This window comes from Flagellimonas eckloniae, assembly GCF_001413955.1.
GTDB classification, from domain to species: domain Bacteria; phylum Bacteroidota; class Bacteroidia; order Flavobacteriales; family Flavobacteriaceae; genus Flagellimonas; species Flagellimonas eckloniae.
This window is the reverse complement of the sequence record NZ_LCTZ01000002.1, coordinates 1,038,892-1,063,499: the sequence shown is the minus strand read 5'-3', so window position 1 is coordinate 1,063,499 and position 24,608 is coordinate 1,038,892. Positions and strand designations below refer to the sequence as shown.

General features: G+C 36.7%; 21 protein-coding genes. 19 read left to right on the top strand and 2 right to left on the bottom strand.

Annotated elements, in window-relative coordinates; all coding sequences use genetic code 11:
* Positions 1–17 precede the first annotated feature (17 nt).
* The gene (locus tag AAY42_RS04710) at positions 18–653 is read right to left on the bottom strand and encodes an alpha/beta hydrolase (protein ID WP_313777872.1); all 636 of its coding nucleotides are present in this window, start codon (positions 651–653) and stop codon (positions 18–20) included.
* 49 nt (positions 654–702) lie between these two features.
* On the opposite strand from AAY42_RS04710, the gene AAY42_RS04705 reads away from it, so the two are divergent.
* The 16 genes from AAY42_RS04705 (at position 703) to AAY42_RS04630 (ending at position 19,944) form a co-directional block, all read left to right on the top strand.
* Positions 703–1,125 (top strand): PaaI family thioesterase, encoded by a 423-nt coding sequence (locus tag AAY42_RS04705; RefSeq protein ID WP_055392880.1) that lies wholly within the window; start codon positions 703–705, stop codon positions 1,123–1,125.
* 37 nt (positions 1,126–1,162) lie between these two features.
* Complete coding sequence (locus AAY42_RS04700; RefSeq protein ID WP_245625589.1) at positions 1,163–2,167, top strand: chorismate-binding protein; 1,005 nt, start codon at positions 1,163–1,165, stop codon at positions 2,165–2,167.
* Between the two features lie 43 nt (positions 2,168–2,210).
* Positions 2,211–3,953 carry a 2-succinyl-5-enolpyruvyl-6-hydroxy-3-cyclohexene-1-carboxylic-acid synthase gene (gene menD, locus AAY42_RS04695; protein ID WP_055392876.1) on the top strand — a complete coding sequence of 581 codons (1,743 nt, stop codon included), beginning with the start codon at positions 2,211–2,213 and terminating at the stop codon, positions 3,951–3,953.
* Positions 3,954–3,995: 42 nt separating this feature from the next.
* Entirely contained in the window at positions 3,996–4,337 is a 342-nt protein-coding gene (locus AAY42_RS04690) for a DUF2853 family protein (RefSeq protein WP_055392875.1), read from the top strand.
* A 77-nt stretch (positions 4,338–4,414) separates the two neighbouring features.
* On the top strand, positions 4,415–5,245 hold the full coding sequence (locus AAY42_RS04685) for a CvfB family protein (protein WP_055392873.1): 831 nt from the start codon (positions 4,415–4,417) through the stop codon (positions 5,243–5,245).
* 160 nt (positions 5,246–5,405) lie between these two features.
* On the top strand, positions 5,406–6,005 hold the full coding sequence (locus tag AAY42_RS04680) for an SPOR domain-containing protein (RefSeq protein ID WP_055392871.1): 600 nt from the start codon (positions 5,406–5,408) through the stop codon (positions 6,003–6,005).
* Between the two features lie 2 nt (positions 6,006–6,007).
* Positions 6,008–6,916 carry a 1,4-dihydroxy-2-naphthoate octaprenyltransferase gene (menA, locus tag AAY42_RS04675; protein WP_055392869.1) on the top strand — a complete coding sequence of 303 codons (909 nt, stop codon included), beginning with the start codon at positions 6,008–6,010 and terminating at the stop codon, positions 6,914–6,916.
* Between the two features lie 34 nt (positions 6,917–6,950).
* Entirely contained in the window at positions 6,951–7,706 is a 756-nt protein-coding gene (locus AAY42_RS04670) for a LytR/AlgR family response regulator transcription factor (RefSeq protein ID WP_055392867.1), read from the top strand.
* Between the two features lie 488 nt (positions 7,707–8,194).
* Positions 8,195–10,156, top strand: coding sequence for a sensor histidine kinase (locus AAY42_RS04665; RefSeq protein ID WP_055392865.1), 1,962 nt, complete (start codon positions 8,195–8,197; stop codon positions 10,154–10,156).
* Positions 10,157–10,255: 99 nt separating this feature from the next.
* Entirely contained in the window at positions 10,256–11,308 is a 1,053-nt protein-coding gene (locus AAY42_RS04660; RefSeq protein WP_055392863.1) for an o-succinylbenzoate synthase, read from the top strand.
* Positions 11,299–12,237, top strand: coding sequence for a CPBP family intramembrane glutamic endopeptidase (locus AAY42_RS04655; RefSeq protein WP_055392861.1), 939 nt, complete (start codon positions 11,299–11,301; stop codon positions 12,235–12,237). Before AAY42_RS04660 ends, AAY42_RS04655 begins: the two co-directional genes overlap by 10 nt.
* The gene (locus tag AAY42_RS04650) at positions 12,218–13,309 is read left to right on the top strand and encodes an AMP-binding protein (protein ID WP_055392859.1); all 1,092 of its coding nucleotides are present in this window, start codon (positions 12,218–12,220) and stop codon (positions 13,307–13,309) included. Before AAY42_RS04655 ends, AAY42_RS04650 begins: the two co-directional genes overlap by 20 nt.
* 111 nt (positions 13,310–13,420) lie before the next feature.
* Positions 13,421–15,538, top strand: coding sequence for a VWA domain-containing protein (locus AAY42_RS04645; protein ID WP_055392857.1), 2,118 nt, complete (start codon positions 13,421–13,423; stop codon positions 15,536–15,538).
* Positions 15,539–15,603: 65 nt separating this feature from the next.
* The gene (locus AAY42_RS04640; protein ID WP_055392855.1) at positions 15,604–16,950 is read left to right on the top strand and encodes a M24 family metallopeptidase; all 1,347 of its coding nucleotides are present in this window, start codon (positions 15,604–15,606) and stop codon (positions 16,948–16,950) included.
* An 83-nt stretch (positions 16,951–17,033) separates the two neighbouring features.
* The gene (locus tag AAY42_RS04635) at positions 17,034–18,797 is read left to right on the top strand and encodes a tetratricopeptide repeat protein (protein WP_055392853.1); all 1,764 of its coding nucleotides are present in this window, start codon (positions 17,034–17,036) and stop codon (positions 18,795–18,797) included.
* Positions 18,775–19,944, top strand: coding sequence for a carboxypeptidase-like regulatory domain-containing protein (locus tag AAY42_RS04630; protein ID WP_055392851.1), 1,170 nt, complete (start codon positions 18,775–18,777; stop codon positions 19,942–19,944). Before AAY42_RS04635 ends, AAY42_RS04630 begins: the two co-directional genes overlap by 23 nt.
* A gap of 8 nt (positions 19,945–19,952) precedes the next feature.
* Here the strand turns inward: AAY42_RS04630 and AAY42_RS04625 are convergent, their stop codons facing one another.
* Positions 19,953–21,581: an acyl-CoA carboxylase subunit beta gene (locus tag AAY42_RS04625; protein ID WP_055392849.1), complete on the bottom strand. Its 1,629-nt coding sequence runs from the start codon at positions 21,579–21,581 to the stop codon at positions 19,953–19,955.
* A 67-nt stretch (positions 21,582–21,648) separates the two neighbouring features.
* On the opposite strand from AAY42_RS04625, the gene AAY42_RS04620 reads away from it, so the two are divergent.
* From AAY42_RS04620 to ettA, 3 genes are all read left to right on the top strand, one after another.
* Positions 21,649–22,632 (top strand): Gfo/Idh/MocA family protein, encoded by a 984-nt coding sequence (locus AAY42_RS04620; RefSeq protein ID WP_055392847.1) that lies wholly within the window; start codon positions 21,649–21,651, stop codon positions 22,630–22,632.
* Positions 22,633–22,698: 66 nt separating this feature from the next.
* Complete coding sequence (locus tag AAY42_RS04615; RefSeq protein WP_055392846.1) at positions 22,699–22,881, top strand: CAL67264 family membrane protein; 183 nt, start codon at positions 22,699–22,701, stop codon at positions 22,879–22,881.
* Positions 22,882–22,912: 31 nt separating this feature from the next.
* Positions 22,913–24,604, top strand: a complete 1,692-nt coding sequence (gene ettA, locus AAY42_RS04610) for an energy-dependent translational throttle protein EttA (protein ID WP_055392844.1) — start codon at positions 22,913–22,915, stop codon at positions 24,602–24,604.
* Positions 24,605–24,608 lie beyond the last annotated feature (4 nt).

Sequence of the window (24,608 nt, the reverse complement as noted above, 5' to 3'; positions counted from 1 at the left end):
TTGGGTTTGGAATATTTTTAAATGAGGCTTTTAATTATTTCTGGCTTTATTTCATGGCCGCCACTAAACATTTCTATTTCTGCATTTCCTTTAAATAAAGAATCCACTTTGACCTTTTCTGATTTTAAACGCACTGTATTTAAATACTCATCAGATTCGCCATAAATAACCTTGACTTCTGTTGTGTTGAAATCCAAATGTTCAAAATCTTTTTCAGTTAACTCATTAGGAATACCTCCTGCATAAAGAATCAATTTTTTACAGTGTATTTTTCTTTGGGCTACCCATCTGGCAACAACTGAGACACCTTGCGAGAATCCAAAAAGGATAAGATTTAGATGAGCTGGTATTTTTTCGGTCTCAAAAACGGTATCAACATAAGTAATGACATTGTCTATTTCTGTTGAAGTATTTTCCTTGGTCAACCAGCTAGCACCAACATATTTATACTCATCTTTTAAATAATACTTTGAGGGAGCCTGTGGTGCCACAATATAGTTTTCCTCGGAATTCAGACTTTCAAAATGTTTTATAAAGTATTTACTCAAATAACCTATCCCGTGAAATACAAACCAAACGTTTTTGGTTTTTTGTGTAATTGTATTTAAGGTAACATAGGTATTCTTTGTAGTGTAGGATATCGTCTTTTCCATTTGATGCATTATTGCGATAGCTTTGCGTAATTTTACAAAAATTTGGAGGATGAACGAGCATAAAGAAAAAATTCTATCCATCTGCAATGGTATATGCAAGGATACTTTGATGGAAACTTTGGATATTACCTATATAGATGTTGGAGAAAATTTTTTGGTGGCCAGAATGCCCGTTACCTCAAAAGTCCATCAACCTGATGGTGTTTTGCATGGAGGAGCCTCAGTTGCTTTGGCAGAGAGTGTAGGCAGCGCAGCTTCCTACGTTTTTTTGGATGGACAGAAATTTTATGTAAGAGGTATTGAAATTGCCGCAAATCACGTGAAATCAATTCGTGATGGGCATGTTTATGCCAAGGCTACCATAATCCATCATGGAAGAACTACCCAACTTTGGGAAATAAAAATCACGAATGAAGCTGGAGATTTAATTTCCAACTGTAAACTGACTACCATTGCCTTACCAAAAGAATAAGGGTTTTTACGCACTTTTAAATCTGGCAAAGGTTAGTTTGGAACAAAATCTACCATTTTGTTTGTACCGAAAGCCTACTGAAACTTTGGTAAATGGTGTTTTTCAATCTAATAGCGAACTTAATCATACGGTTACCTTTACTGAAAAAGGATTTGTTTTTGCTCCTTTTGATTTAAATAATGATGCTGTTCTTATAGCTCCGGATAAAATTGTTGTTGCTTCTTTTGAGGTTGAAGAAGTTGTAAATTCCAGTAAAGATTTTATAAATGATTCAGGAAGGAGTTCTCATATTGAACTGGTTGAAAAAGGAATAAACGCGATTAAGAAGGGAGCACTCAAAAAAGTAGTGCTTTCACGGAAAATAGAAATACTACTTTCAAAAAAGCCCTTAGAGGTTTTTCAATCCCTATTGGGAAAGTACCCAAATGCCTTTTGTTATTTATTTTTTCATCCAAAATTGGGGATGTGGTGTGGTGCTACCCCAGAAACTTTGGTACATATAGAGGGAGAAAAATTGCGAACAATGTCCCTGGCAGCAACAGTACCTGTAAACGATTCAACCAAACCAGAGTGGGGTAGTAAGGAAGTTGAGGAACAGAAGATGGTAACCAATTATATTAAGCAGAAGCTACATTCTAGCATGAAAGAGCTGCAAGTTGAAGATCCGGTATCAATAAAAGCAGGGAAACTTTGGCATTTAAAATCTGAGATTAAAGGAAGCATAACACCCAAAACGACCATTAAAGAAATTATAGAAACTTTGCATCCAACCCCTGCCGTATGCGGTATACCAACCCAAGAAGCCAAGACCTTCATTCAGAAAAATGAAAACTACCAACGTACTTTTTATACTGGTTTTTTGGGAGAATTAAATCTTTCAAAAGAAAAACAGGCCGCGTTATTCGTAAACTTACGGTGTATGGAACTAAAAAATGGAAAAGCTTCCGTTTTTGTAGGTGGAGGAATAACAGAAGCATCAATTCCTGAGAATGAATGGACTGAAACCCAGAACAAGAGCAAAACCATGTTGAGCATTACATAATTTGTTTGGGGTAATAGCTTTTTCAAGTGTATTTTTGTAGTCAATGATGTATTCAGATATTCCCTCGGCGCAGACTCTCGTTCTTTATTTTAAATCTAGGGGTATTCAAAATATTGTTATTTCCCCTGGTTCCCGAAATGCGCCATTGACACTTAGTTTTACAAAAAACCCCTTTTTTAAATGTTTTAGTATTGTTGATGAAAGATGCGCTGGTTTTTTTGCTTTGGGCATGGCACAACAACTCCAAAAACCGGTTGCGCTGGTGTGTACATCTGGTAGTGCTCTTTTAAATTATTATCCAGCCGTTGCGGAAGCGTTTTATAGTGATATTCCTTTAATTGTAGTTTCAGCAGATAGGCCAAACTATAAGATTGATGTAGGAGACGGGCAGACCATTAGACAAGAAAATGTTTTTGAAAGACATATAGGTTTTCAGGCTAATGTGAAACAAGATGTTTCACATGCCACCGAAACAATGCAGTTTTTTCTTAAAGACGGTTTTGCGGAAACTCAGGAAGAAATTCAGAAGTACAATGAGATAGAAATAGCAGCTGCTTTGGACCAAGCCATCCTTGAGTGTAGCCCTGTTCATATAAACATCCCTTTTGAGGAACCTTTATACGGTCAGGCTGATGAGGTTACGGTAAGGCCTCCAGAAGTGTTCAACTTTCCTCTAGATACTGCGGAGGTGGACAATTTGGAAAGGCTAGTTTCAATTTGGAATACTAGCAAACGCAAGATGATTCTTGTTGGGGTTAACGCTCCCAACACTATTGAAGCAAGTATTATAAACTCACTTGCCAGTGACGATAGTATTCTGGTATTTACTGAGACCACTTCCAATCTGCATCATCCCAATTTTTTTCCAAGCATTGACAGTATTATTGCACCTATTGAGAAATCCGAAAGGCAGGAGGAATTATTTCAATTGCTCCAGCCAGATTTGTTGGTGACCTTTGGTGGATTGATTGTTTCCAAAAAAATCAAAGCCTTTTTAAGGAAGTATCAACCCAATACGCATTGGCACATCGACACAAAAAAAGCTTATGATACTTTTTTCTGTCTTTCTGAACATGTAAAATTGAATCCAAATGAGTTTTTTAAGTCCATTTTTAATCAGGAAGCAAAGAGGTACGGATGCAATTACAGAACGTATTGGGATGGAGTAAAGAATAAATATTTGATAAAGCGGGAAGGATACCTAAAACAGATAGATTTCTCAGATTTCTCTGCCTTCAACTCAATATTAAAATCTATACCAAGTAAATTCCAAGTACACTTGGCAAACAGTTCTACAGTTCGGTACGCTCAACTTTTCCCCATGGATAAATCATTGAGAGTTTATTGCAATAGGGGAACCAGTGGCATAGACGGAAGTACTTCAACTGCGGTAGGAGCATCAATTCATAATGAACCACCAACCTTGTTGATTACCGGGGATTTGAGTTTTTTCTATGACAGTAATGGATTGTGGAACGAGTATATAAAATCTGATTTCAGAATAATTATCATCAATAATTCCGGTGGAGGGATTTTTAGGATTTTACCTGGATCTGAAGAAACTAATGAATTCTCCACTTTTTTTGAAACAAACCACGAGCATACAGCGGAACATTTGGCTAAAATGCACAAGTTTGATTACAAGAAAGTAGATAGTTTAGAGAAACTGGAAAGTAGCTTGCTTAACTTTTACGATGTTTCTGAAAACCCTAAAGTTTTAGAAATTATGACCCCTCGTCTACTAAACGACAAAATTTTGCTCGGTTACTTTGATTTTATATCTTAGAAGCTAACTAATTAGTATAATAACTATAGAACACTAACAATCATGAGTAAAAGAGATGAATTAATTGTAAAGTATGCGGCCGACATTAAGGACAAGTTTGGTGAGACTCCTGACATGGACCTTTTGACCAAGGTGGCTATTGGGCTTGGACCAGCCATTTATAACTTGGATGCCTCAAAAGTTTCGGGATCGGATGATAAGGAATTAGAGACGGTTAAAAACAATTTTTTAATTAAGAAATTGGGACTTTCTGACAGTTCAGATTTAATGAGTGCTATAAATGCCGTGATAGATAGATACGGTAAGTCCAATAAGAACAAGCATCGTGCAGTGATATACTATATGTTGGCAAAGCATTTTGGAAAAGAATCTATTTACAATTAGTATAACGGATACCTTTAAAATATAAGCTGCCTTTTGGCAGCTTTTTTTATCCTTAAATTTCAATATAACTTTGCCACATGATAGAATTGGGAAATTATAATGTTTTAAAAGTATTGAGAAGCACAAGTGTTGGTCTTTTTTTAGGTGATGCCGAAGGAACGGAAGTTCTTCTGCCCAATAAATATGTTCCCAATGATTTTGAGATTGATGGTGATTTGAAAGTATTTTGCTACTTGGATAGCAACGAACGACCTGTAGCAACTAATCTTGAACCCTATGTTACCAGGAACAACTTTGCATTTTTGGAAGTAGTGGAAGTTGGTTCTTATGGTGCATTTTTAGATTGGGGGTTGGAAAAACATCTTTTGGTGCCTTTTCGTGAACAAGGAGTTAGAATGGAGGAGGGGAAAAAATATATTGTTCATTGTTATTTGGATGAAGAGACTTTTAGGTTGACAGCCTCAAGCCGATTAAATCGTTATTTATCCAATGTAGATTTTAATATTGAAGTAAACAGCGAGGTAGATTTATTGGTAAGCAGAAAAACCCCTATGGGGTGGGAAGTGATCATAGAGAATAAATTTAAAGGCTTGGTATTTGACAGTGATGTTTTCAAAGCCATAGCCGTTGGGGACAGATTGAAAGGGTACATTAAAAATATAAGACAGGATAATAAGATAGATGTTTCATTACAGCAGATAGGGGCAAAAATGTTGGAGCCCACCGCCGAGATGATTTTTGAAAAATTAAAAGCAGAAGGCGGTTTTCTGGCATTGCATGATAAATCTTCCCCTGAAGAAATTAAAGAGCTATTGCATTTGAGCAAAAAAGCTTTTAAAAAGGCAATTGGGACACTCTACAAGGAACGAAAGATTACAATTGCCAATGACGGAATTTATTTAGTGTGATCTGTTGATACAATTATGTTTTAAAATCGTTAATTTTAAGTGCAGTTAATTTAGTGCAGTTGATTTTTTTGTTTCATCAAAAATTTTACATTTGCAAAAGCAGATATTAATCCATTGAAAGTTATGCCTTTAGCGTAAGTTCAGAACACACTCACAGCATATGCCTTTTATTGAAGAAAGTGATTTATTAGACCTTCACAAGGATATAGACAAGGCCCAAATCATTAACGAAAGACTTTTAGATCAAATAAAAATTAAGAATAAAGATGTCCGAAAAATACGATTGCAGCGTAACATTCTTTTAGGTCTAACAACCATTTTTTTGGTAGGAACTTTGGCCATTACTTCTTTTACGGCAGGGTTGAGTAGTAAAAAATCCTTTGAGAACCAAAACAATTTGATAGTCTCCATTGACAGTTTGGATGCGATAAAAACCAGAATAGATAATCTAAAAGTTCAAAATGAAGAGCTTAGTTTGGTCCGGGAATTTTATTTGGCCAAAGCATTTTTAGAAAAAGATAAAATATATTCTGTTCAAATAAAATCGTTTGTAGATAACAATTTAACTTTGGCCTCAGAGGCATTGACAAACACCTTATTTGTCAAAACCAATCCTTTTTATGCATATTCTCTAGGCAACTTTGAGACTTTGGATGAAGCTCGGTCTTTTAGAAAACAATTGGTAGATATGGGCTTTAAGGATGCATTTGTTGCATCATACCAAGATGGTAAAAGAGTCAAAATAGAAGATCCGTATTAACTTTGAGTAGCATAAAGGCTTGGATAAAGGCTGCTAGATTACGTACACTTCCGTTATCCCTTTCCGGTATCATTGTAGGCACTGCATTGGCTAGGAAAAATGATTTTTTTGAGATTTCCATTTTTGTTCTGGCACTATTGACCACAATAGGGTTTCAGGTAACTTCTAATTTTGCCAATGATTATGGAGATGGTGTAAAAGGAACGGATAATGAAGATAGGATTGGACCAGCAAGGGCGCTTCAAAGTGGTTTGCTGACCAAAAAAATTCTTAAGCAAGGGATTCTTATTGCTTCAATCATAAGCATGCTATTGGCCATAGCCCTTATCTATTTAGCCTTTTGGAATGGTGCACGTCAATATTTCATTCTATTTCTGGCACTAGGTGTACTATGCGTCTGGGCGGCCATTAGGTATACCATGGGTTCACAACCTTATGGTTATAAAGGTTTGGGAGATATATTTGTATTTCTTTTTTTTGGTCTTGTAGGTGTTTTGGGTAGCATGTTCCTGTATACCAAATCAATAAATTTAGTTGCATTGTTCCCTGCAATCACCATTGGCCTTCTTTGTGTCGGTGTCTTAAACTTGAATAATTTGAGAGACGTTGTTTCGGACAAGAAATCTGGAAAGAACACCCTAGTAGTTAAAATGGGGTTTGAGAATGGAAAACGTTATCATTTTCTTTTAATTACAATTGCGTTTAGCTGTCTTATTGCATATACTTTGATTGAGGGATTGGCGCTTACGGAGTCATTTTATTTAATCGCTTTTGTCCCTATCTTTCTTCACCTCCGTACCGTGATGATAACTAAGGAACCCATAAAATTGGATGTAGAGTTGAAAAAATTGGCATTGAGCACTTTTCTACTTTCAATACTCTTCCACATAGCTGTTAATAATTTTTTGTAATTTTGATTCATAACCCACTAAACCTTTTCACAACTTGGAGCAACCCATTAAAATATTAATTGTTGAGGATAATGTCATCATCGCCGATGACATGCAATCCATGCTGGAAGAAATTGGCTATGAGATTGTTGATAATGTAATTGTATATGAACAGGCTGTTGAAGTTTTAAAAAACAACCATGTTGACTTAGTGCTTATTGATATCATTTTAGCTTCGGATAAAACAGGGATTGATCTTGGAAAACATATTAGGGATGTGTATAACATTCCTTTCATCTTTGTAACATCGAACTCGGATAGGGCAACTGTTGAAAATGCCAAATTAGTTAAACCAGATGGCTATTTGGTAAAACCATTTGAGCAACAAGATTTATACACATCAATTGAGATTGCTTTGTCTAACTTTAACTATTCCAAAAAAGAGAATAGCAAAGAGATTGCTGGCAGTGATGGTGATGCTTTTACATCTAACTCTGTCTTAAAGGATTCTATTTTTGTAAAAAAACAACATCTTTACTATAGAATTCAGTTTGGTGACATTCAATTCATCAAAGCGGATAATGTATATTTAGAAGTAAACACGGTTGACAAGAAATTTTTGGTAAGGTCTCCACTTAAGGATTATTTGGAAAAGCTACCAAAGAATAAATTCTACAGAGCCCATAAGTCTTACATTGTAAATGTAGACCACATTGATGCTATCAACTCAAAAGATATTATGATAAACAATAACTTGATTCCTATTTCCAAGGATTTTAAGGAGTTCATTATTTCTTCAATGAATAGTTAATAGTAAAATCAATGTAACGATATAAAAAGTGCTTTAGGGCACTTTTTTTTATGAAATAATGTCAAATAGAAAAATAACCACAACTTTTATCCAGTTCACAACAATATTTTTCTACTGGGCAAGGATGCCTGTACATTAGCAGTGTTATTAATTCAAAAAGTAAATTTTTTCATTTTCATATAGTGTTCTCGTAAAAGGGTCTTGTCAATTTGGCAAGGCCTTTTTTAGTAAATGCCCTCTTTTCAAACAGTTCAGTTCCATGAAATGCACAAAACACCGATAAAAAGCTTTTTTACATACTCTTAAATAGCTTTCACAACAGAAATCGGCACTTTCACAACAATACTGAATAACTCTTTTAGAATGGATTTAATTTTGATGCTAAACTAGCGTTCTTTATATAGAAGATTATAGGAACGAAAAACAACAATCATAAAACGATTAAATCACAAAATTTCAAATCTTTCGTATTAGCACCGATTAAATTAATGATGCACAACCTCAAAAAAATCGTATCAATATTGTGTTGCGTTCTAGTATTGAATGTATCTGCCCAATCAACACAAAACGATGAAGGTAGTACGTTAACGGAGTTTCAAAATACCAATGTCCCCCAAGATCGGTTCGATGTTTTTTTCAACGCTGTAAACAGATATAATGTAAACTCGGCCTATGATTGGTTGGATACCATTAAAGTGTATCTCTCCAACGCTCAAAAACTCAAGGATACGGCTGCTATACAACTTTACAAGCTTATGCAGACCCAAGTGTATAATGACTTGGGAGAATATGACAAGAGTACCGCTTTGGCAAAGGAACTATATTCAGCGAAAGACTCCTTGGATTCAACCTCTAAAAAGATTGTCCTGAATGTTTTGGATGATAACTATGCCAATCTTCAATTATACGACAAGCAAATAGAAATCAGAAAGGAAAAGCGGGAACTTGGCTTCACCGAGAATGTTGCTTTTTACGATATCTATAGCAACCTAGGCCTACACAGAAAGGCTAGAAATCAATATATAATGGAAGTTAAGCCTACCATTGCTGATAATGATTCATATGGTCTGGCGATATATCATAGCAAGGTTGGGAATTATTTGCGATTGGACAATTCTGCACCAACGGCATTAAGTGAGCTAAAAAAAGCAAAAGCCTATTTAGATGTTTTTATCAATGATATTTCCAAACAAAAAACAGAGGAACAGCTTTTTGAAAGTGACCTCTTAAAAGCTGAGATCGAAGGGAACATTGGAAAATGTCATGTGCAGTTAAATGAATATGAGGAAGCAATACCGTTACTTGAGAAGAGTATAGAGATTTTGAGTTCTTCCTCTAAGAAGGCCCATAAAAGTGAAGTAATAGAAAACACTTTAAATCTATCTGATGCCAATTTACAACTGGAAAGATTCAGTGAGGCCAAGAAAAACTTGGATATAGATTTTGAGAACATCAGTATTCTTCAAAACATTAAGCGCAATAGTTTATTGGCGGCGTATTATGATAAAGTAGAGAGTTTTAAGAATGCAGCGATGTATTATAAGCGGAATGAGCGGATAAAAGATTCCCTGAACAAAAAGCAATCCTCTTTAATAAAACAACAACTGGTTACCATTGTTGCCAATGAAGATTTGGTGAACTCCCAACGGTTGATAGACGAGCAAAAAAGAATAAATGAACTTGCCCGCAGTGAGATGAAAGCTAAGGACGAGCGAATAAACCTTGTATTTATTTCCTTGATTTTCACACTTTTGGGTTTTGCGGGATTGGTTTATGCCTATTTAAAAAGTATAAAGAACCAACGTTTGATTGCCGAGCAGAAGCATATTATTGAAAATGCTTTGGTGGAAAAAGATTCGTTGCTCAAAGAGATTCACCATAGGGTCAAGAATAACCTTCAAATGGTCTCCAGTTTATTAAGCTTACAGACTAAAAATACCCGAAGTAAATCTGCGATAGAGGCTTTGGAAGAAGGGAAGAGTAGGGTAAAGGCTATGGCCTTGATTCACCAAAAGCTCTATCAGAATGATGATTTATCTGTGATAGAGATGCAGGGATACATAGAGAGCTTGATCAACAGTGTACAATCAGTTTATAAAAAGGGCGGACATAATATCAGCATAACCATTGACGCCGAAGGAACGGAATTGGACATTGATAGAGCCATTCCATTTGGTTTAATTTTGAACGAGCTGGTTTCAAACTCCTTTAAGTACGCCTTTCCAGAAAATGATGAGAACGGCAAAATATATATCCATCTACGCAAAAATGGAGACCAAGGTTATTTTGAATATACGGACAATGGTATAGGACTTCCGGAAGATACTGAAGAACGCACCCACTCCTCAATGGGGATTCGATTGATGAATAGACTCGTTAATCAACTACAATCCAAATTAAACATAGACAAAGCAAGCGAAGGTGTGCGCTTTTGGTTTAATTTCAACTGATTTATTTCTCTAACTCTTTTTGACTAACTCTGTATTCCTATAATTGGTAGGCTATCCTGTATTTTAGATTTAAAATATGACTAAATTTGGAGCTATTGGATGAAGGCTACCTATAAAAAGTACATTCTTAATTTCAAAATACCTAGCGGAACATCACGCGGTGTAATGACCGAAAAGGAAACGTGGTTTCTTATTCTTGAAGATGATACTAATTTCGGATTAGGTGAATGTGGTATTCTAAAAGGTTTAAGTTGTGATGATGTTCCCAACTATGAATCCAAGCTTTCTTGGGTCTGTGCAAATATTGGGCTGGGCAAGACAGCATTATTGAAGGAACTAAAAGAATTTCCATCCATTCAATTTGGTATAGAGCAGGCTTTTTTGTCTTTAAATTCAGATAACCCATTTGAATTGTTTCCTTCGGAATTTACCAGGAATGAATCGCCCATTTCAATAAATGGCTTAATTTGGATGGGCAACGAAGCATTTATGCTCAAACAATTGAAACAGAAATTGACAGATGGTTTTGATTGTATTAAAATGAAAATCGGTGCTATTGATTTTAAAAAAGAAATAGCCATTCTAAAAACGATTCGCTCCAATTTCACTAAAGAGGAAATAGAGCTACGTGTTGATGCAAATGGTGCTTTTTCTAAAGAGGATGCATTGGAAAAATTACATCAATTATCAGAATATCAAATACACTCCATTGAGCAACCCGTTAAACCCAAACAATGGGATCTAATGGCGGAATTGTGCAAAGAGACCCCATTATCAATTGCTTTGGACGAGGAATTAATTGGTATTTATGATGTAACGGAAAAGGAGAGATTGCTACAAACAATCCAACCACAATACATTATTTTAAAACCAAGTTTGGTTGGAGGTTTTAGTGGCTCGCAAGAATGGATAGGTTTGGCAAAAAAGCATAATATAGATTGGTGGGTGACCAGTGCTTTGGAAAGCAATGTGGGGCTTAACGCCATTTCGCAATGGACATACACGTTGAATACCATTATGCCACAAGGCCTTGGAACTGGTAGTTTATATACAAACAATATTGATAGCCCGTTAGAAGTTACCAATGGAAAACTTTACTATCGAAAAGGGAAAAACTGGAAGACTAATTTAATAGAACATTTATGTACATAGAACAAGGGTATAAAGGAGACATAGGAATTTGGAAATACTTTATTATTCCGAGCTGTTTTATTGGCTTTATGGCACTTAATTATATAGCTACAATAAATTCTCCGATTAATGTTGAGGATGCCATGCAGCAAATGATTGACCAACTGGGCTCCAATATAGTTTTGATAATTCTATTGGCTCCATTGGCGGTCGGCCTGTTTATAGTTTTAGGTTGGACATACATTGTCCATAGACAATCCATTACGTCATTGACAACATCCAGAAAAAAGATTGATTGGAAACGAATTTTCTTTGCCTTTGGGCTATGGGGAGGTGTAACCATTTTGCTAACGCTAATAGACGTTTACTTTTCTCCTGAAGATTATGTTTTCAATTTTAATATGTCCAAATTTATACCCCTGGCCATTATTGCAATCCTTTTGATTCCTATGCAAACTAGTTTTGAAGAGTATCTTTTTAGGGGGCATATGATGCAAGGATTGGGAATTCTCGCTAAAAATAGATGGGTACCCTTGGTGGTGACTTCAGTTTTGTTTGGGCTGATGCACATTGCAAACCCCGAAGTGGAAAAACTCGGTTATGGCATTATGATCTATTATATAGGAACTGGTTTTTTCTTAGGAATATTGACTTTAATGGATGAAGGGTTGGAATTGGCACTTGGTTTTCACGCCGCTAATAATTTGATAACCGCACTTTTGGTTACTGCGGATTGGACAGCTTTCCAAACAGATTCTATCTATCGAGATATTTCTGAACCTATTTTAGGTTGGGATGTTTTAATCCCCGTTTTTGTTGTCTTTCCAATTCTATTGTTCTTTTTTTCTAAAAAATACGGTTGGAAGAATTGGAATGAAAAATTGTTTGGTAAAGTACTGAGCAAGGATGAATTTGTAGCCCTTTCTGCGAATGAATCCGACCTGGCATAATATTCATCCACATTTTAAACTGAATGGAATCCATTACAGTATTGATGAGCTACCGGAAATTGGATATAGTCTTATAAAAGAAGGCAAACCATTTGAAGGTTTAATAGGTGACTTTTTATTGGATTGGATAAGTGAATCTCCAACTTTGGAAGTTCTTACCTCTGGTTCAACAGGAAAACCAAAGAAAATCGTGCTCAAAAAAGAGCATATGGTCAATTCGGCAATGGCCACCGGAAGCCATTTTAATATGGATTCTGGAAAGAAAGCATTGCTCTGTTTGCCATGTTCAGGAATTGCAGGAAAAATGATGTTGGTACGTGCTATGGTTTTGGGTTGGGAATTGGACTATATGGAACCATCTTCAGAACCTTTGGCGAATACTACTAAAGTATATGACTTTTCTGCAATGGTACCTCTCCAAGCAGAAAAATCCTTGGAAAAACTGTCTCAAATAAAAACACTGATCATAGGTGGTGCTTCAATCTCGTCTAATTTAAAAGAAAAGCTATACTCCATTCCAAGCAATATATTTGAAACGTATGGAATGACTGAGACCATTACCCATATTGCAGTAAAACGAATTGATGATAGCTCTGTCAGGTCGAGCGGAGTCGAGACCTACTTCAATACACTGCCTAACATAAAAGTTTCAACAGATGAAAGAGGTTGCTTAGTTATAGATGCGCCTACCATTGCCAATGCAAAGGTGGTAACCAATGATATAGTTGAACTTATTGATGAAACCCATTTTAAATGGCTGGGGAGATATGACTCGATCATAAATTCTGGAGGAGTAAAACTTATCCCAGAACAAATAGAGGAAAAATTATCTAAAATCATCATGTCCCGTTTTTTTATAGCAGGTATTCCAGATGAAGCGTTAGGGCAGAAATTAGTTTTATTGGTAGAAGTTGAAAATTTGGACAAGGAAGAACTACTACAAAAAATTAAAGCATTGGATTCAATAACTAGGTATGAGGTTCCAAAAGAAATATATGCCATATCATCTTTTGTTGAAACTAAAAGCAACAAGGTAAATCGTTCCAAAACAATGGAAACCTTATTTGGATAAACTCATTCAAAAGGAGCATTCACTTTAAAATTATACCCTTAAACTAATTTCCGGTTTTTTCATTTTGTAATTGATAATAGGTTAGCGGTAAATCTAAAAACCACTTCAATTATGAAAAATTTAATCATTCTTTTTATCGTATCCTCGACATTCCAAGTAACTGCACAAACAAATACTATTACTGGAGTGGTAACTGATACTAGCAACCAACCTTTACCTGGTGTAAACGTAATGGTTGAAGGTACTTCCCAAGGTACACAAACTGATTTTGATGGGAAGTACAGTATTAATGCCTATCAAGGACAGACATTGGTTTTTAACTATATCGGGTTTAAAACTTCAAAAATAAAAATTGGAATCAGCAACATTATAAATGTAAGTATGGAAGAGGATATACAGGCACTTGAGGAAGTAATTGTTGTTGGCTATGGAACTACTAAAAGGAAAAACATGACCGCTTCCGTAACTAGTGTAGTACCTTCTAAGGCGCAACTTAAAAGACAAAAACAAAAGGCTTATCACAATTCCATCTCACAAGCTTTACAAGGTCAGGTAGCTGGAGTGCAGTTAACAAACAAAAATGTCACTTCCAATACTGCAGCTAACATAAAAATTAGAGGTGTTGGTTCTATTAAGAGAGGCAAAGAACCATTATATATTGTTGATGGGGTGCCTATTCATAAAATGAACAATAGTGTTATTTCTAACATAAATCCAAAAGAAGTAGAAAAAGTAAATGTTTATAAAGGAGCAAAAGCCAGACAATTGTTTGGTTCTTCGGCAAGCAACGGATGTGTGGTAATAACGACCAAAAATGGAAATTATCAAATTCAGAATGACGAAAACTATGCCCACATAACCGAAAATAAGTTTGAACATGTTAGTCTAAGCCCTCTGTCAACATTTTCAGTTGATGTTGATAAGGCTTCCTATAGCAATGTTAGAAGAATGATCAACAATGGTCAGCAGATTCCTGTAGATGCAGTCAAAGTTGAAGAAATGATAAACTACTTCAATTATGATTACCCTCAACCTACAGAACATCCATTTTCAATCAACACTGAAGTTGTACAAACCCCTTGGAACATGAATACCAAATTGGTGCGGATAGGATTGCAGGGAAAATCATACACTGATGAAGAATTACCTCCTTCAAACCTAACTTTTTTAATAGATGTATCCGGTTCTATGGGAAGCGCCAATAAATTACCTTTATTAAAATCAGCTTTTAAGCTTTTGGTAAATCAGTTACGTGAAAAAGACAAAGTAGCTATTGTTGTTTATGCCGGTGCTGCTGGTGAGGTTTTAAAACCAACACGCGGCAACAAAAAGGAGGAAATAATAAATGCTTTGGAAAACCTGGAATCAGGAGGGTCAACTGCCGGCGGTGCAGGTATTGAACTTGCCTATAAACTGGCACAAAAGAACTTTATTAAAAATGGAAACAATCGTGTGATATTGGCTACGGATGGTGATTTCAATGTAGGTCCGTCAAGTGATAAGGCCATGGTTGAATTGATTGAGGAAAAAAGAAAAACAGGAGTATTCTTATCAGTTTTGGGTTTTGGAATGGGAAATTACAAAGATTCCAAAATGGAAAAACTTGCGGATAAGGGTAACGGCAACCATGCATACATTGATACTATGCAAGAGGCACAAAAGGTTTTCGGGCAAGAGTTTGGCGGGACATTATACACTATAGCCAAAGACGTGAAGATTCAGGTTGAGTTTAACCCACAAGCCGTCAAAGGATACAGATTGATAGGATATGAGAATAGATTGTTGGATGACGAAGATTTTATTGATGACACCAAAGATGCGGGGGAATTGGGGAGTGGCCATACGGTAACAGCACTATATGAGGTCATTCCATCTGGGGTGGATAGTCCTTACCTTAAAGAAGTACATAATTTAAAATATTCCGATACAATTATTAAAGGGAATCCAGATGAATTCTTAACGGTAAAATTCAGATATAAAAAACCTGATGGCTCCGTAAGCACTGAGATAAATCAAGTATTGGAAAATGAAATGGAAACCATTTCTCCTGACTTCAGTTTTGCAGCATCAGTTGCGCTGTTTGGGCTTCATTTAAGGAAATCTCAATATATAAACACTACTACTTTGAATGATGTAATCGTTTTAGCCGAAAATGGAATGGCAAATGACCCACAAGGATATAAAGCGGAGTTTGTACGGCTCGTAAAATCGTATATGGACAGTATGTAAATTAAAGTGCCTTTGGGCACTTTTTTTATGCATAAAATGACGTATTTTCAAGGAAAAGATTTTAAATGAAAAATTCTATACGCTGTTTTTTCCTTCTTCTTTCCCCAATTTTAGTAGCACAACAAATTCTTCCAGAATCTGAGCGTGCGCGAGTTGTAGATGAAATTTTGGAAGAACGCTTCAACACCCTGCTTCCAGAATTGATGGATCATACCGAGATTGACATGTGGATTGTAATTTCACGAGAGTACAATGAAGACCCAGTGCTAAAAACAATGCTACCAGCCACTTGGTTGAACGCAAGACGAAGGACAATACTGCTCTTTTATCGAAATAAAGAGAAGAATACTATTGATAAACTGGCCGTAGCCCGGTACAATGTAGGCAAGAGTATAGCATCTGCATGGGATAAAGAAAAAGAACCCAATCAATGGAAAAGACTAATGCAACTTATTGAAGGGCGAAACCCGAAAAAGATTGGGCTCAATTTTTCCAGAGATCATAATATTGCCGATGGTTTGGATAAGACTGATTATGATGAGTTTATGGCAAATCTTCCCAAGGCATATCGTTCTAAGGTAATATCGGCGGAGCAATTGGCAGTCCGGTGGATTGAAACACGTACAGAACGGGAAATGATAACCTACAATCAGTTGGTAGATATTACCCACGATATTATTGCCGAAGCCTTTTCCGAAAAAGTAATTACCCCAGGCGTTACAACCACAACAGAAGTAGAGTGGTGGATGCGCCAAAAGGTGACGGATTTAGGGTTGGAAACCTGGTTTCATCCTACAGTGGATGTGCAACGCACAAGCGAAGAACTTGTTGGACATCTCTATTCATTCTCCGGTAGGCCAGATGATTTGATTATTCAGCCTGGTGATTTGCTGCATTGTGATTTCGGAATTACTTATTTACGGCTAAATACCGATTGTCAGGAACTGGCCTATGTGTTAAAACCCAACGAAAAAGAAGCACCAATGTTTTTAGTAAACGCATTGAAAGATGGGAACCGAGTCCAAGACTTTTTAACACAAAATATGGTTACTGGAAGAACAGGAAACGAAATTTTGTCCAAGTCCCTACAAGAAGCAAAAGATGAGGGCCTACAACCTGCAATTTATACCCATCCATTGGGAAGCTATGGACATTCAGCCGGAACAACAATTGGCATGTGGGATTCGCAAGGTGGGGTCATGAAAGATGATGGTGATAGCTATCCACTTAACCCAAATACAGTGTATGCAATAGAACTAAATACAACAGTCAACATACCGGAATGGAAAAGAGATATTCGGATTATGTTGGAAGAAGCTGGTTTCTACGGTAAAGACGGTTTTCGTTATGTAAATGGAAGGCAGACAGATTTGTTGTTGATTCCAAGAATTAAGGAATATTTAAGAGATTGAAAATATGTTTTTATTAGCTTTTAAAGTAAATTTAAGTTGTTGATAGCTAAGCAAATAATTCATATAAATTTAAATTGAATCGGATGAGGACACTAGCCATATTCTTATTTTCTTTCCTTACTTTTTCCCTTAGTTTTTCACAAGAGAGAAAAATAACAGGCAAAATAACCGTTGGGGAGAAACCGTTATCAGAGGTGATTATTAAAAATTTAGATACGGGCCTGTCGTCTATTACTGATAAAAATGGGAAGTATACCATAATTGCAAATAAGGGTGAAGTTTTAGAATACACTGAAACTGCCATGAAGACAGTGATAATAAGGGTTGAAGATGTTACTAGGGTTTTAAATCTTGCCATGCAATACAATGCAACCCAATTGGATGAGGTGGTACTAGTTGAAGATTTAAAGAAAAGGTCACCTGAAAAGTATTTGGAAAGCCAGTATTTAAAAAATGATAAAATCATTTATACGAGATACGGTTACATGGATGCATCTGTGTCACCTGTCAATATTCAAGTAATATCTGGAAAACGATTGGGTCTTAGCGGAACGTGTTTTTTAAGTTTATTGGAATCAAGGTTCCCTAACTTGATTGTACAAGGCGATTGCGCCAGAGGAGCTATTGTAACTACTAGAAGAGGTATTGGTTTTGGAAATTCCAATGGATTTGTTTCTGACGCTATAGGTGACAACCCCAATGGTGTAATTTTTGATGTCGATGGGCAGATATTCCGCGAAGCACCAACATGGTTGTTCTCTACTGATATAGAACGTATAGCATTTATCAATGGAAGGTCAAATGCAAGCTTTTATAGTGTTCTTGGAGCTAGTGCTGTAATAATCATCAACACAATACATTCCATCCCTATCGGCCTTAACAAAGGCAATGTTGTTTTAAAGGACTCAAAAATGATATTTTCGGTATTGGATAAAGAACAAGTTCGTACAAATTGGCCAAACTATTTAAAGGAACTCCATGCATCATCGTCCTACGAACAAGCTAAAAAAGTTTATGACAAACTAAAAGACCGTCATTCGGGATCTGCATTCTTTTTTTTGGATGCCTATCGTTATTTCCATGATAATTGGAATGAGAAAGAATATGCCGATACAATTATTAATGACAATATTTTTAGATTTCAGGACAATCCAGTGCATCTAAAAGCCTTGGCGTATATCTACGATGGTCAAAATAGATTCAAAATGTCCAACAGAATTTATAAAGAAGTATTCATTCTAAGGCCAAACTATACCCAAAGCTATTATGATATGGCCAATAGCTATTTAAATACAAATGAGCCAGAAAAGGCAATTTCCATTTATGCACGATATGACTATTTACTGACAGAAGGATTTATGCAAGCCGATGTTCTTGGCTTTTCACCTATTATTAAAAGGGATTACGAAAACCTTATTTTTTTAAATGATATCGATAATGCCATGGTAGATGATATAGAAAATAATCTAAGGGGAAAAACAAGAGTGACCTTTGAGTGGAGTGATAGTGAAGCTGAATTTGAAATAAGTTTTATCAATGCTAAAAAACATTTTAGCAAGTTTACGCATAACATAGCCGATAATGCGGATAAGGTGCTACGCTCAAAAGATTATGGATACAGTATTTTTGAACGTTTTTTGGAGAGTTCCACAACTGATGACTGGACGATATATGCTACTTATTTAGGAAATAAAAGTTTGACTCCAAGCTATCTTAAAGTAACATTGTTTCATAATTACGGAGAAAAAAATCAAAGAAGAGAGGTACAGACTTTTAAACTATTCATAAAAAATAAGACCAAGGAATTAATTAGAGTAAAAAACAATGAAACGCTGGTTATGCAATAAAATGACTATAAAATATACCCGTTTCTTTCTAGTTGGTCTTTTTATATCACTTAGTGGATTTGCACAAAAAGATTATAAAGGTATTATACTAGATGCCAATACTAAGGAACCCATTCCATATGTAAATATTGCGATTGTTGAAGATCGTCTAGGTACTGTGAGTAATGAAGAAGGAATATTTCATTTAGAAATGAATCCTGTGGACTTTAAGGGTAAAAAAATTCAATTTTCTTGCCTTGGCTACGAGACGAAGGAAATACATGTGGAATCAGCCGAAATGATATTCAACGGCTATCCTAGGATTTTGATGAAGCCATATGTTCATGCATTGGAAGGGATATTACTGACTGATGCCAATGGGAGGTTTTTTAATGATGAGATTGGGTATAGGAATTATGGTAACAATATTTTTGGATATTGGAAGGAAGGTACTAGTCTTGGTGCTGAACTTGCCACTCGTATCAAGGCGAAAAAAGGTCTACGAAAGCTAAAGACATTTGAATTTGAGGTTTGGCACACAAATTTGGACAGCCTTTTAGTAAGGATAAATTTCTATGACGTCAATAGAAAAAAGGGAGGTAAGCCTGGTGTAAATTTGAATAAGTCTAGAAAAAATATCCTTTTTACCATTACAAAGAACACCAAAATTGCTAAAATCCACCTAGAATCTTTTAATATTTACACAGAGAATGATTTTATAGCATCTCTAGAGTTATTAGAAGTCTTTGGAGAGGGCGATATAGAACTGATGTTGGCAGGAACTTTAAATACACCCGGATCTTTTAGAAGGTATACGAGCATGGGCCAATGGGAGAGACTCAGTCATTCCATGGCTTACCATATAAGTTCAGATCTATTTGTTGAAGATGGTAAGTATCAGAGAGTTGAAAATAAAGCCAAAAGGTCAGAGTCCAAAAAAAGTTATATAACTGGATTTGTATTGGAAATGGGAAGGCCGGTGGCCAATGTGAAAGTAAGTAATACCAATACCAAAGCTGTAGTTGTAACTGATGCAAATGGGAGATATAAAATTGAAGCCAATAGAAATGACACCCTCCATTTTTTCAAAGATGGATTTAAACAAGCATATAAACAAGTGGGGAATAAACCAACACTAAATGCAAATCTTTACAGGGAAGCTAAATGAAGGTTACTTTAAACCTGCAAAACCCCCATATTAAAAGGCTTCTCAATGGGTGCATGGTTCGCGGCTTCAATTCCCATGGATATCCATTTTCGCGTCTCTAGTGGGTCAATAATGGCATCCGTCCAAAGCCTGGAAGCTGCATAATAGGGTGAAACCTGATTATCATACCTGTTTTTTATTCGGTTGAACAAGGCCTTCTCCTTTTCTGCAGTAATTTTCTCCCCTTTCTTTTCCAACGAGGCTTTTTCTATTTGCAATAATACCTTGGCAGCGGAATTTCCGCTCATAACCGCCAATTCTGCACTGGGCCAAGCTACTATAAGCCTTGGGTCATAGGCTTTACCGCACATGGCGTAGTTTCCCGCTCCATAGCTGTTTCCAATAACTACGGTAAATTTTGGGACCACGGAATTACTAACGGCATTCACCATTTTGGCCCCATCTTTAATAATGCCGCCATGTTCACTTTTGCTACCCACCATAAAACCGGTCACATCTTGTAGAAAGACTAATGGAATTTTCTTTTGGTTACAGTTGGCAATAAAACGGGTGGCTTTATCAGCAGAATCAGAATAGATTACCCCACCAAACTGCATTTCTCCCTTTTTGGTCTTTACCACTTTACGCTGATTGGCCACTATCCCAACAGCCCACCCATCAATACGGGCATAACCTGTTAGAATGGTCTTTCCAAAGCCTTCTTTGTATTGCTCAAATTCAGAATTATCAACCAAGCGTTTAATAACCTCCAACATATCGTATTGGTCGCTCCTCGAAGCAGGAAGAATACCGTAAATATCTTCTTGGTTTTCTATTGGATTTTTTGTTTCAATACGATTGAAACCCGCTTTGTCAAAATCTCCAATTTTACCTACAATGTTTTTTATCTTATCCAAGGCATCCTTATCATCTTTGGTCTTATAATCAATTACACCGCTAATTTCGGAATGCGTAGTAGCACCGCCCAAGGTTTCATTATCGATACTTTCCCCAATAGCGGCCTTGACCAAATAACTACCGGCTAGAAAAATGCTTCCGGTTTTATCAACAATTAAAGCCTCATCGCTCATTATGGGCAAATAGGCCCCACCTGCAACGCAGCTACCCATAACAGCGGAAATTTGAGTAATTCCCATACTACTCATGATGGCATTGTTCCTGAAAATTCGGCCAAAATGTTCTTTATCTGGAAAGATTTCATCTTGCATAGGCAGATAGACACCTGCGCTATCTACCAGATAAATCATGGGGAGTTTGTTTTCAATGGAAATTTCCTGTGCTCTCAAATTTTTCTTTCCGGTTATGGGAAACCATGCACCTGCTTTTACGGTAGCATCATTGCCAACAACAACACATTGTTTACCCTGGACATATCCAATTTTCACAATAACTCCGGCTGAAGGGCACCCTCCGTGTTCTTCGTACATGCCATCCCCCGCAAATGCCCCAATTTCAATGACATCTGTATCGGAATCCAAAAGATAATCGATACGCTCACGTGCTGTCATTTTTCCTTTGGAATGATGCTTTTCAATCCGTTTTTTACCACCTCCAAGCTTTACCTCGGTCAGTTTTTTGCGCAGCTCAGAAAGTTTTAATTTATTGTGGTCTTCGTTCTTATTGAAGTTAATATCCATAGCTTGTAACCCAATTTCATCTTGTTGGATAAAGATAAGGAGTTATAATCATTACTTTTGATTTCTTATGGAAAGTAAAACTAGATGGGGCATCATAGGCCCGGGAAATATCGCCAGAAAGTTTACATCGGATCTGCAGCTTATGGAAGATGCCGAAATTTCTGCCGTTGCATCAAGAACTTTACCTAATGCTCAAAAGTTTGCTGATGAGTTCAACATCACAAATGTATTTGGCAACTATGACGAGCTTTTTGTTTCAGACAAGGTGGATATTGTTTACATAGCCACTCCCCATAATTTTCATAAGGATTTGGCCATTAAGGCTATGGAATCTGGGAAACATGTACTTTGTGAAAAGCCTTTGGGAGTTAACAGAGCTGAAGTATTGGAATTGATTGAAGCTGCAAAGAAAAATGGAGTTTTCTTAATGGAAGGTCTATGGTCCAGATTTAATCCATCAATTCAAAAAATAAAAAATATTATTGATGATGGAGGTATAGGCGAGATATCGTATTTGCATGCAGATTTTGCCTTTTATGGTTTGGATAGGGGGCTGGATTCAAGGCTATTGAACCCTAATTTGGCCTCTGGATCATTATTGGACATAGGAATTTACCCTATTTTCCTATCGTATTTGATATTGGGCATGCCAAAAGAAATCAGTGCATTTTCAAATTTTCACGAGAATGGAACTGAACTACAGACTTCAATGATTTTTCAATATTCAAATGCACAGGCCATATTGTATAGCGGACTGACAAGCAAATCGAAAATGGAGGCAGAAATTTCTGGTAGCGATGGAGAATTGTTTGTTCATCCCAGATGGCATGAGGCGAATAGCTGTTCTATGGAAAAAGATGGGGAAACCAAAATATTTGAACTTCCTATCAAAGGGAATGGATTTGTATATGAAATTGAAGAGGTGCATAAATGTTTAAAGGCGAAAAAACTGCAAAGTGATTTATGGTCGCATCAAAACAGTTTGGATTTATCAGAATTATTGGATGCAGTACGTGGGAAAGCAGGCATAAAATTTCCCTTTGAACTATAAACATCCCAATAGATAATAAGATTTTATCAATTTTTACGATATTTGATTTTCTACTGAACGATATATATGGGAATGAATAAAAATACAGTGCTGGCATGGGCCACATTTATCATGATTTTTGTGGGTATTGGCATGATAGCGCTTGGTGCTTTTAAGTATGATGATATTGCCGGATGGGGTTTTGCAGCTGTAGGTGTTGGATTTTTGGCAATTGCCTGGGTTTTTAATGCACTTAAGGGTAGGGTTTAGCTTTCCATTTTCTTAATTAAAAAACAATCAAATGTCAGACGACAAGAAGGTCATTTTTTCAATGTCCGGGGTCACCAAGACCTTTAAAACGGCCAACACACCTGTTTTAAAAAATATCTACCTAAGCTTTTTCTATGGTGCCAAAATTGGAATTTTAGGGCTAAACGGTTCCGGTAAATCAACCTTATTGAAAATAATTGCGGGAGTCGATAAAAACTATCAAGGTGATGTAGTCTTCTCTCCAGGCTATTCGGTGGGTTATTTGGAACAGGAACCTCAGTTGGATGATGAAAAGACAGTTCTTGAAATCGTAAAAGAAGGTGTTGCAGAGACTGTTGCTGTACTTGACGAGTACAATAAAATCAATGACATGTTTGGTTTGCCCGAGGTTTATGAGGATGCAGATAAAATGCAGAAGTTGATGGACAAACAAGCCGCACTTCAGGATAAAATTGATGCTTCCAATGCGTGGGAATTGGATACTAAGCTGGAAATTGCAATGGATGCCCTACGCACACCAGAATCTGATAAGAAGATTGGAGTACTATCCGGAGGTGAAAAAAGAAGGGTGGCCTTGTGCCGATTGTTGCTTCAAGAACCAGATGTATTATTGTTGGATGAGCCAACTAACCATTTAGATGCCGAGTCCGTGCATTGGTTGGAACACCATTTAGCGCAATACAAAGGAACTGTTATCGCAGTAACGCACGACCGTTATTTTCTGGATAACGTTGCGGGGTGGATTTTGGAGTTGGACAGGGGAGAAGGGATTCCTTGGAAAGGAAATTATTCCAGTTGGCTGGACCAAAAATCCAAACGACTGGCGCAGGAAAGTAAACAAGCTTCCAAACGCCAAAAAACCTTGGAAAGGGAATTGGAGTGGGTACGTCAAGGGGCCAAAGGAAGACAGACCAAGCAAAAGGCTCGTTTAAAGAATTATGACAAGCTTTTAAGTCAAGATCAGAAGCAGTTAGAAGAAAAATTGGAGATATACATTCCAAATGGACCACGGTTGGGGACCAATGTAATTGAATCCAAGGGTGTAAGTAAGGCATATGGGGATAAATTATTATACGAGGATTTAAGCTTCAATCTTCCCCAAGCAGGCATTGTTGGTATTATTGGCCCTAACGGTGCTGGTAAGACCACTATTTTTAGAATGATTATGGGTGAAGAAACCCCGGATAAAGGTGAGTTTGTTGTTGGGGATACCGCCAAGTTGGCCTATGTGGACCAAAGCCATTCCAATATAGATCCAAATAAAACCATTTGGGAGAATTTCAGTGACGGACAGGAATTGGTAATGATGGGAGGGAAGCAGGTAAATTCGAGAGCATACCTTAGCCGCTTTAATTTTTCTGGAAGTGAACAAAACAAGAAAGTAAATATGCTTTCTGGTGGGGAACGCAACCGCCTGCATCTGGCTATGACCTTAAAAGAAGAAGGAAATGTTTTACTTCTGGATGAACCTACAAACGATCTGGATGTAAATACATTACGTGCGTTGGAAGAAGGCTTGGAAAACTTTGCAGGTTGTGCGGTTATCATATCTCACGATAGATGGTTCTTAGACCGTATCTGCACACATATCCTTGCATTTGAAGGTGATTCACAAGTGTATTTCTTTGAAGGCTCTTTCTCGGATTATGAGGAAAACAAAAAGAAACGCCTGGGAACGGATATCATGCCCAAGCGTATTAAGTACAAAAAATTGATTCGTTAGTCCG

What these genes read in the sequence shown, in the direction of transcription:
- AAY42_RS04680 (WP_055392871.1), top strand. Translation starts at nt 5,406, where the DNA reads ATGCCTTTTATTGAAGAAAGTGATTTATTAGACCTTCACAAGGATATA.
- menD (WP_055392876.1), top strand. Translation starts at nt 2,211, where the DNA reads ATGATGTATTCAGATATTCCCTCGGCGCAGACTCTCGTTCTTTATTTT.
- AAY42_RS04625 (WP_055392849.1), bottom strand. Translation starts at nt 21,581, where the DNA reads ATGGATATTAACTTCAATAAGAACGAAGACCACAATAAATTAAAACTT.
- ettA (WP_055392844.1), top strand. Translation starts at nt 22,913, where the DNA reads ATGTCAGACGACAAGAAGGTCATTTTTTCAATGTCCGGGGTCACCAAG.
- AAY42_RS04630 (WP_055392851.1), top strand. Translation starts at nt 18,775, where the DNA reads ATGAAACGCTGGTTATGCAATAAAATGACTATAAAATATACCCGTTTC.
- AAY42_RS04690 (WP_055392875.1), top strand. Translation starts at nt 3,996, where the DNA reads ATGAGTAAAAGAGATGAATTAATTGTAAAGTATGCGGCCGACATTAAG.
- AAY42_RS04635 (WP_055392853.1), top strand. Translation starts at nt 17,034, where the DNA reads ATGAGGACACTAGCCATATTCTTATTTTCTTTCCTTACTTTTTCCCTT.
- AAY42_RS04655 (WP_055392861.1), top strand. Translation starts at nt 11,299, where the DNA reads ATGTACATAGAACAAGGGTATAAAGGAGACATAGGAATTTGGAAATAC.
- AAY42_RS04705 (WP_055392880.1), top strand. Translation starts at nt 703, where the DNA reads ATGAACGAGCATAAAGAAAAAATTCTATCCATCTGCAATGGTATATGC.
- AAY42_RS04685 (WP_055392873.1), top strand. Translation starts at nt 4,415, where the DNA reads ATGATAGAATTGGGAAATTATAATGTTTTAAAAGTATTGAGAAGCACA.
- AAY42_RS04620 (WP_055392847.1), top strand. Translation starts at nt 21,649, where the DNA reads ATGGAAAGTAAAACTAGATGGGGCATCATAGGCCCGGGAAATATCGCC.
- AAY42_RS04615 (WP_055392846.1), top strand. Translation starts at nt 22,699, where the DNA reads ATGGGAATGAATAAAAATACAGTGCTGGCATGGGCCACATTTATCATG.
- AAY42_RS04660 (WP_055392863.1), top strand. Translation starts at nt 10,256, where the DNA reads ATGAAGGCTACCTATAAAAAGTACATTCTTAATTTCAAAATACCTAGC.
- AAY42_RS04640 (WP_055392855.1), top strand. Translation starts at nt 15,604, where the DNA reads ATGAAAAATTCTATACGCTGTTTTTTCCTTCTTCTTTCCCCAATTTTA.
- AAY42_RS04710 (WP_313777872.1), bottom strand. Translation starts at nt 653, where the DNA reads ATGGAAAAGACGATATCCTACACTACAAAGAATACCTATGTTACCTTA.
- AAY42_RS04645 (WP_055392857.1), top strand. Translation starts at nt 13,421, where the DNA reads ATGAAAAATTTAATCATTCTTTTTATCGTATCCTCGACATTCCAAGTA.
- AAY42_RS04665 (WP_055392865.1), top strand. Translation starts at nt 8,195, where the DNA reads ATGATGCACAACCTCAAAAAAATCGTATCAATATTGTGTTGCGTTCTA.
- AAY42_RS04650 (WP_055392859.1), top strand. Translation starts at nt 12,218, where the DNA reads ATGAATCCGACCTGGCATAATATTCATCCACATTTTAAACTGAATGGA.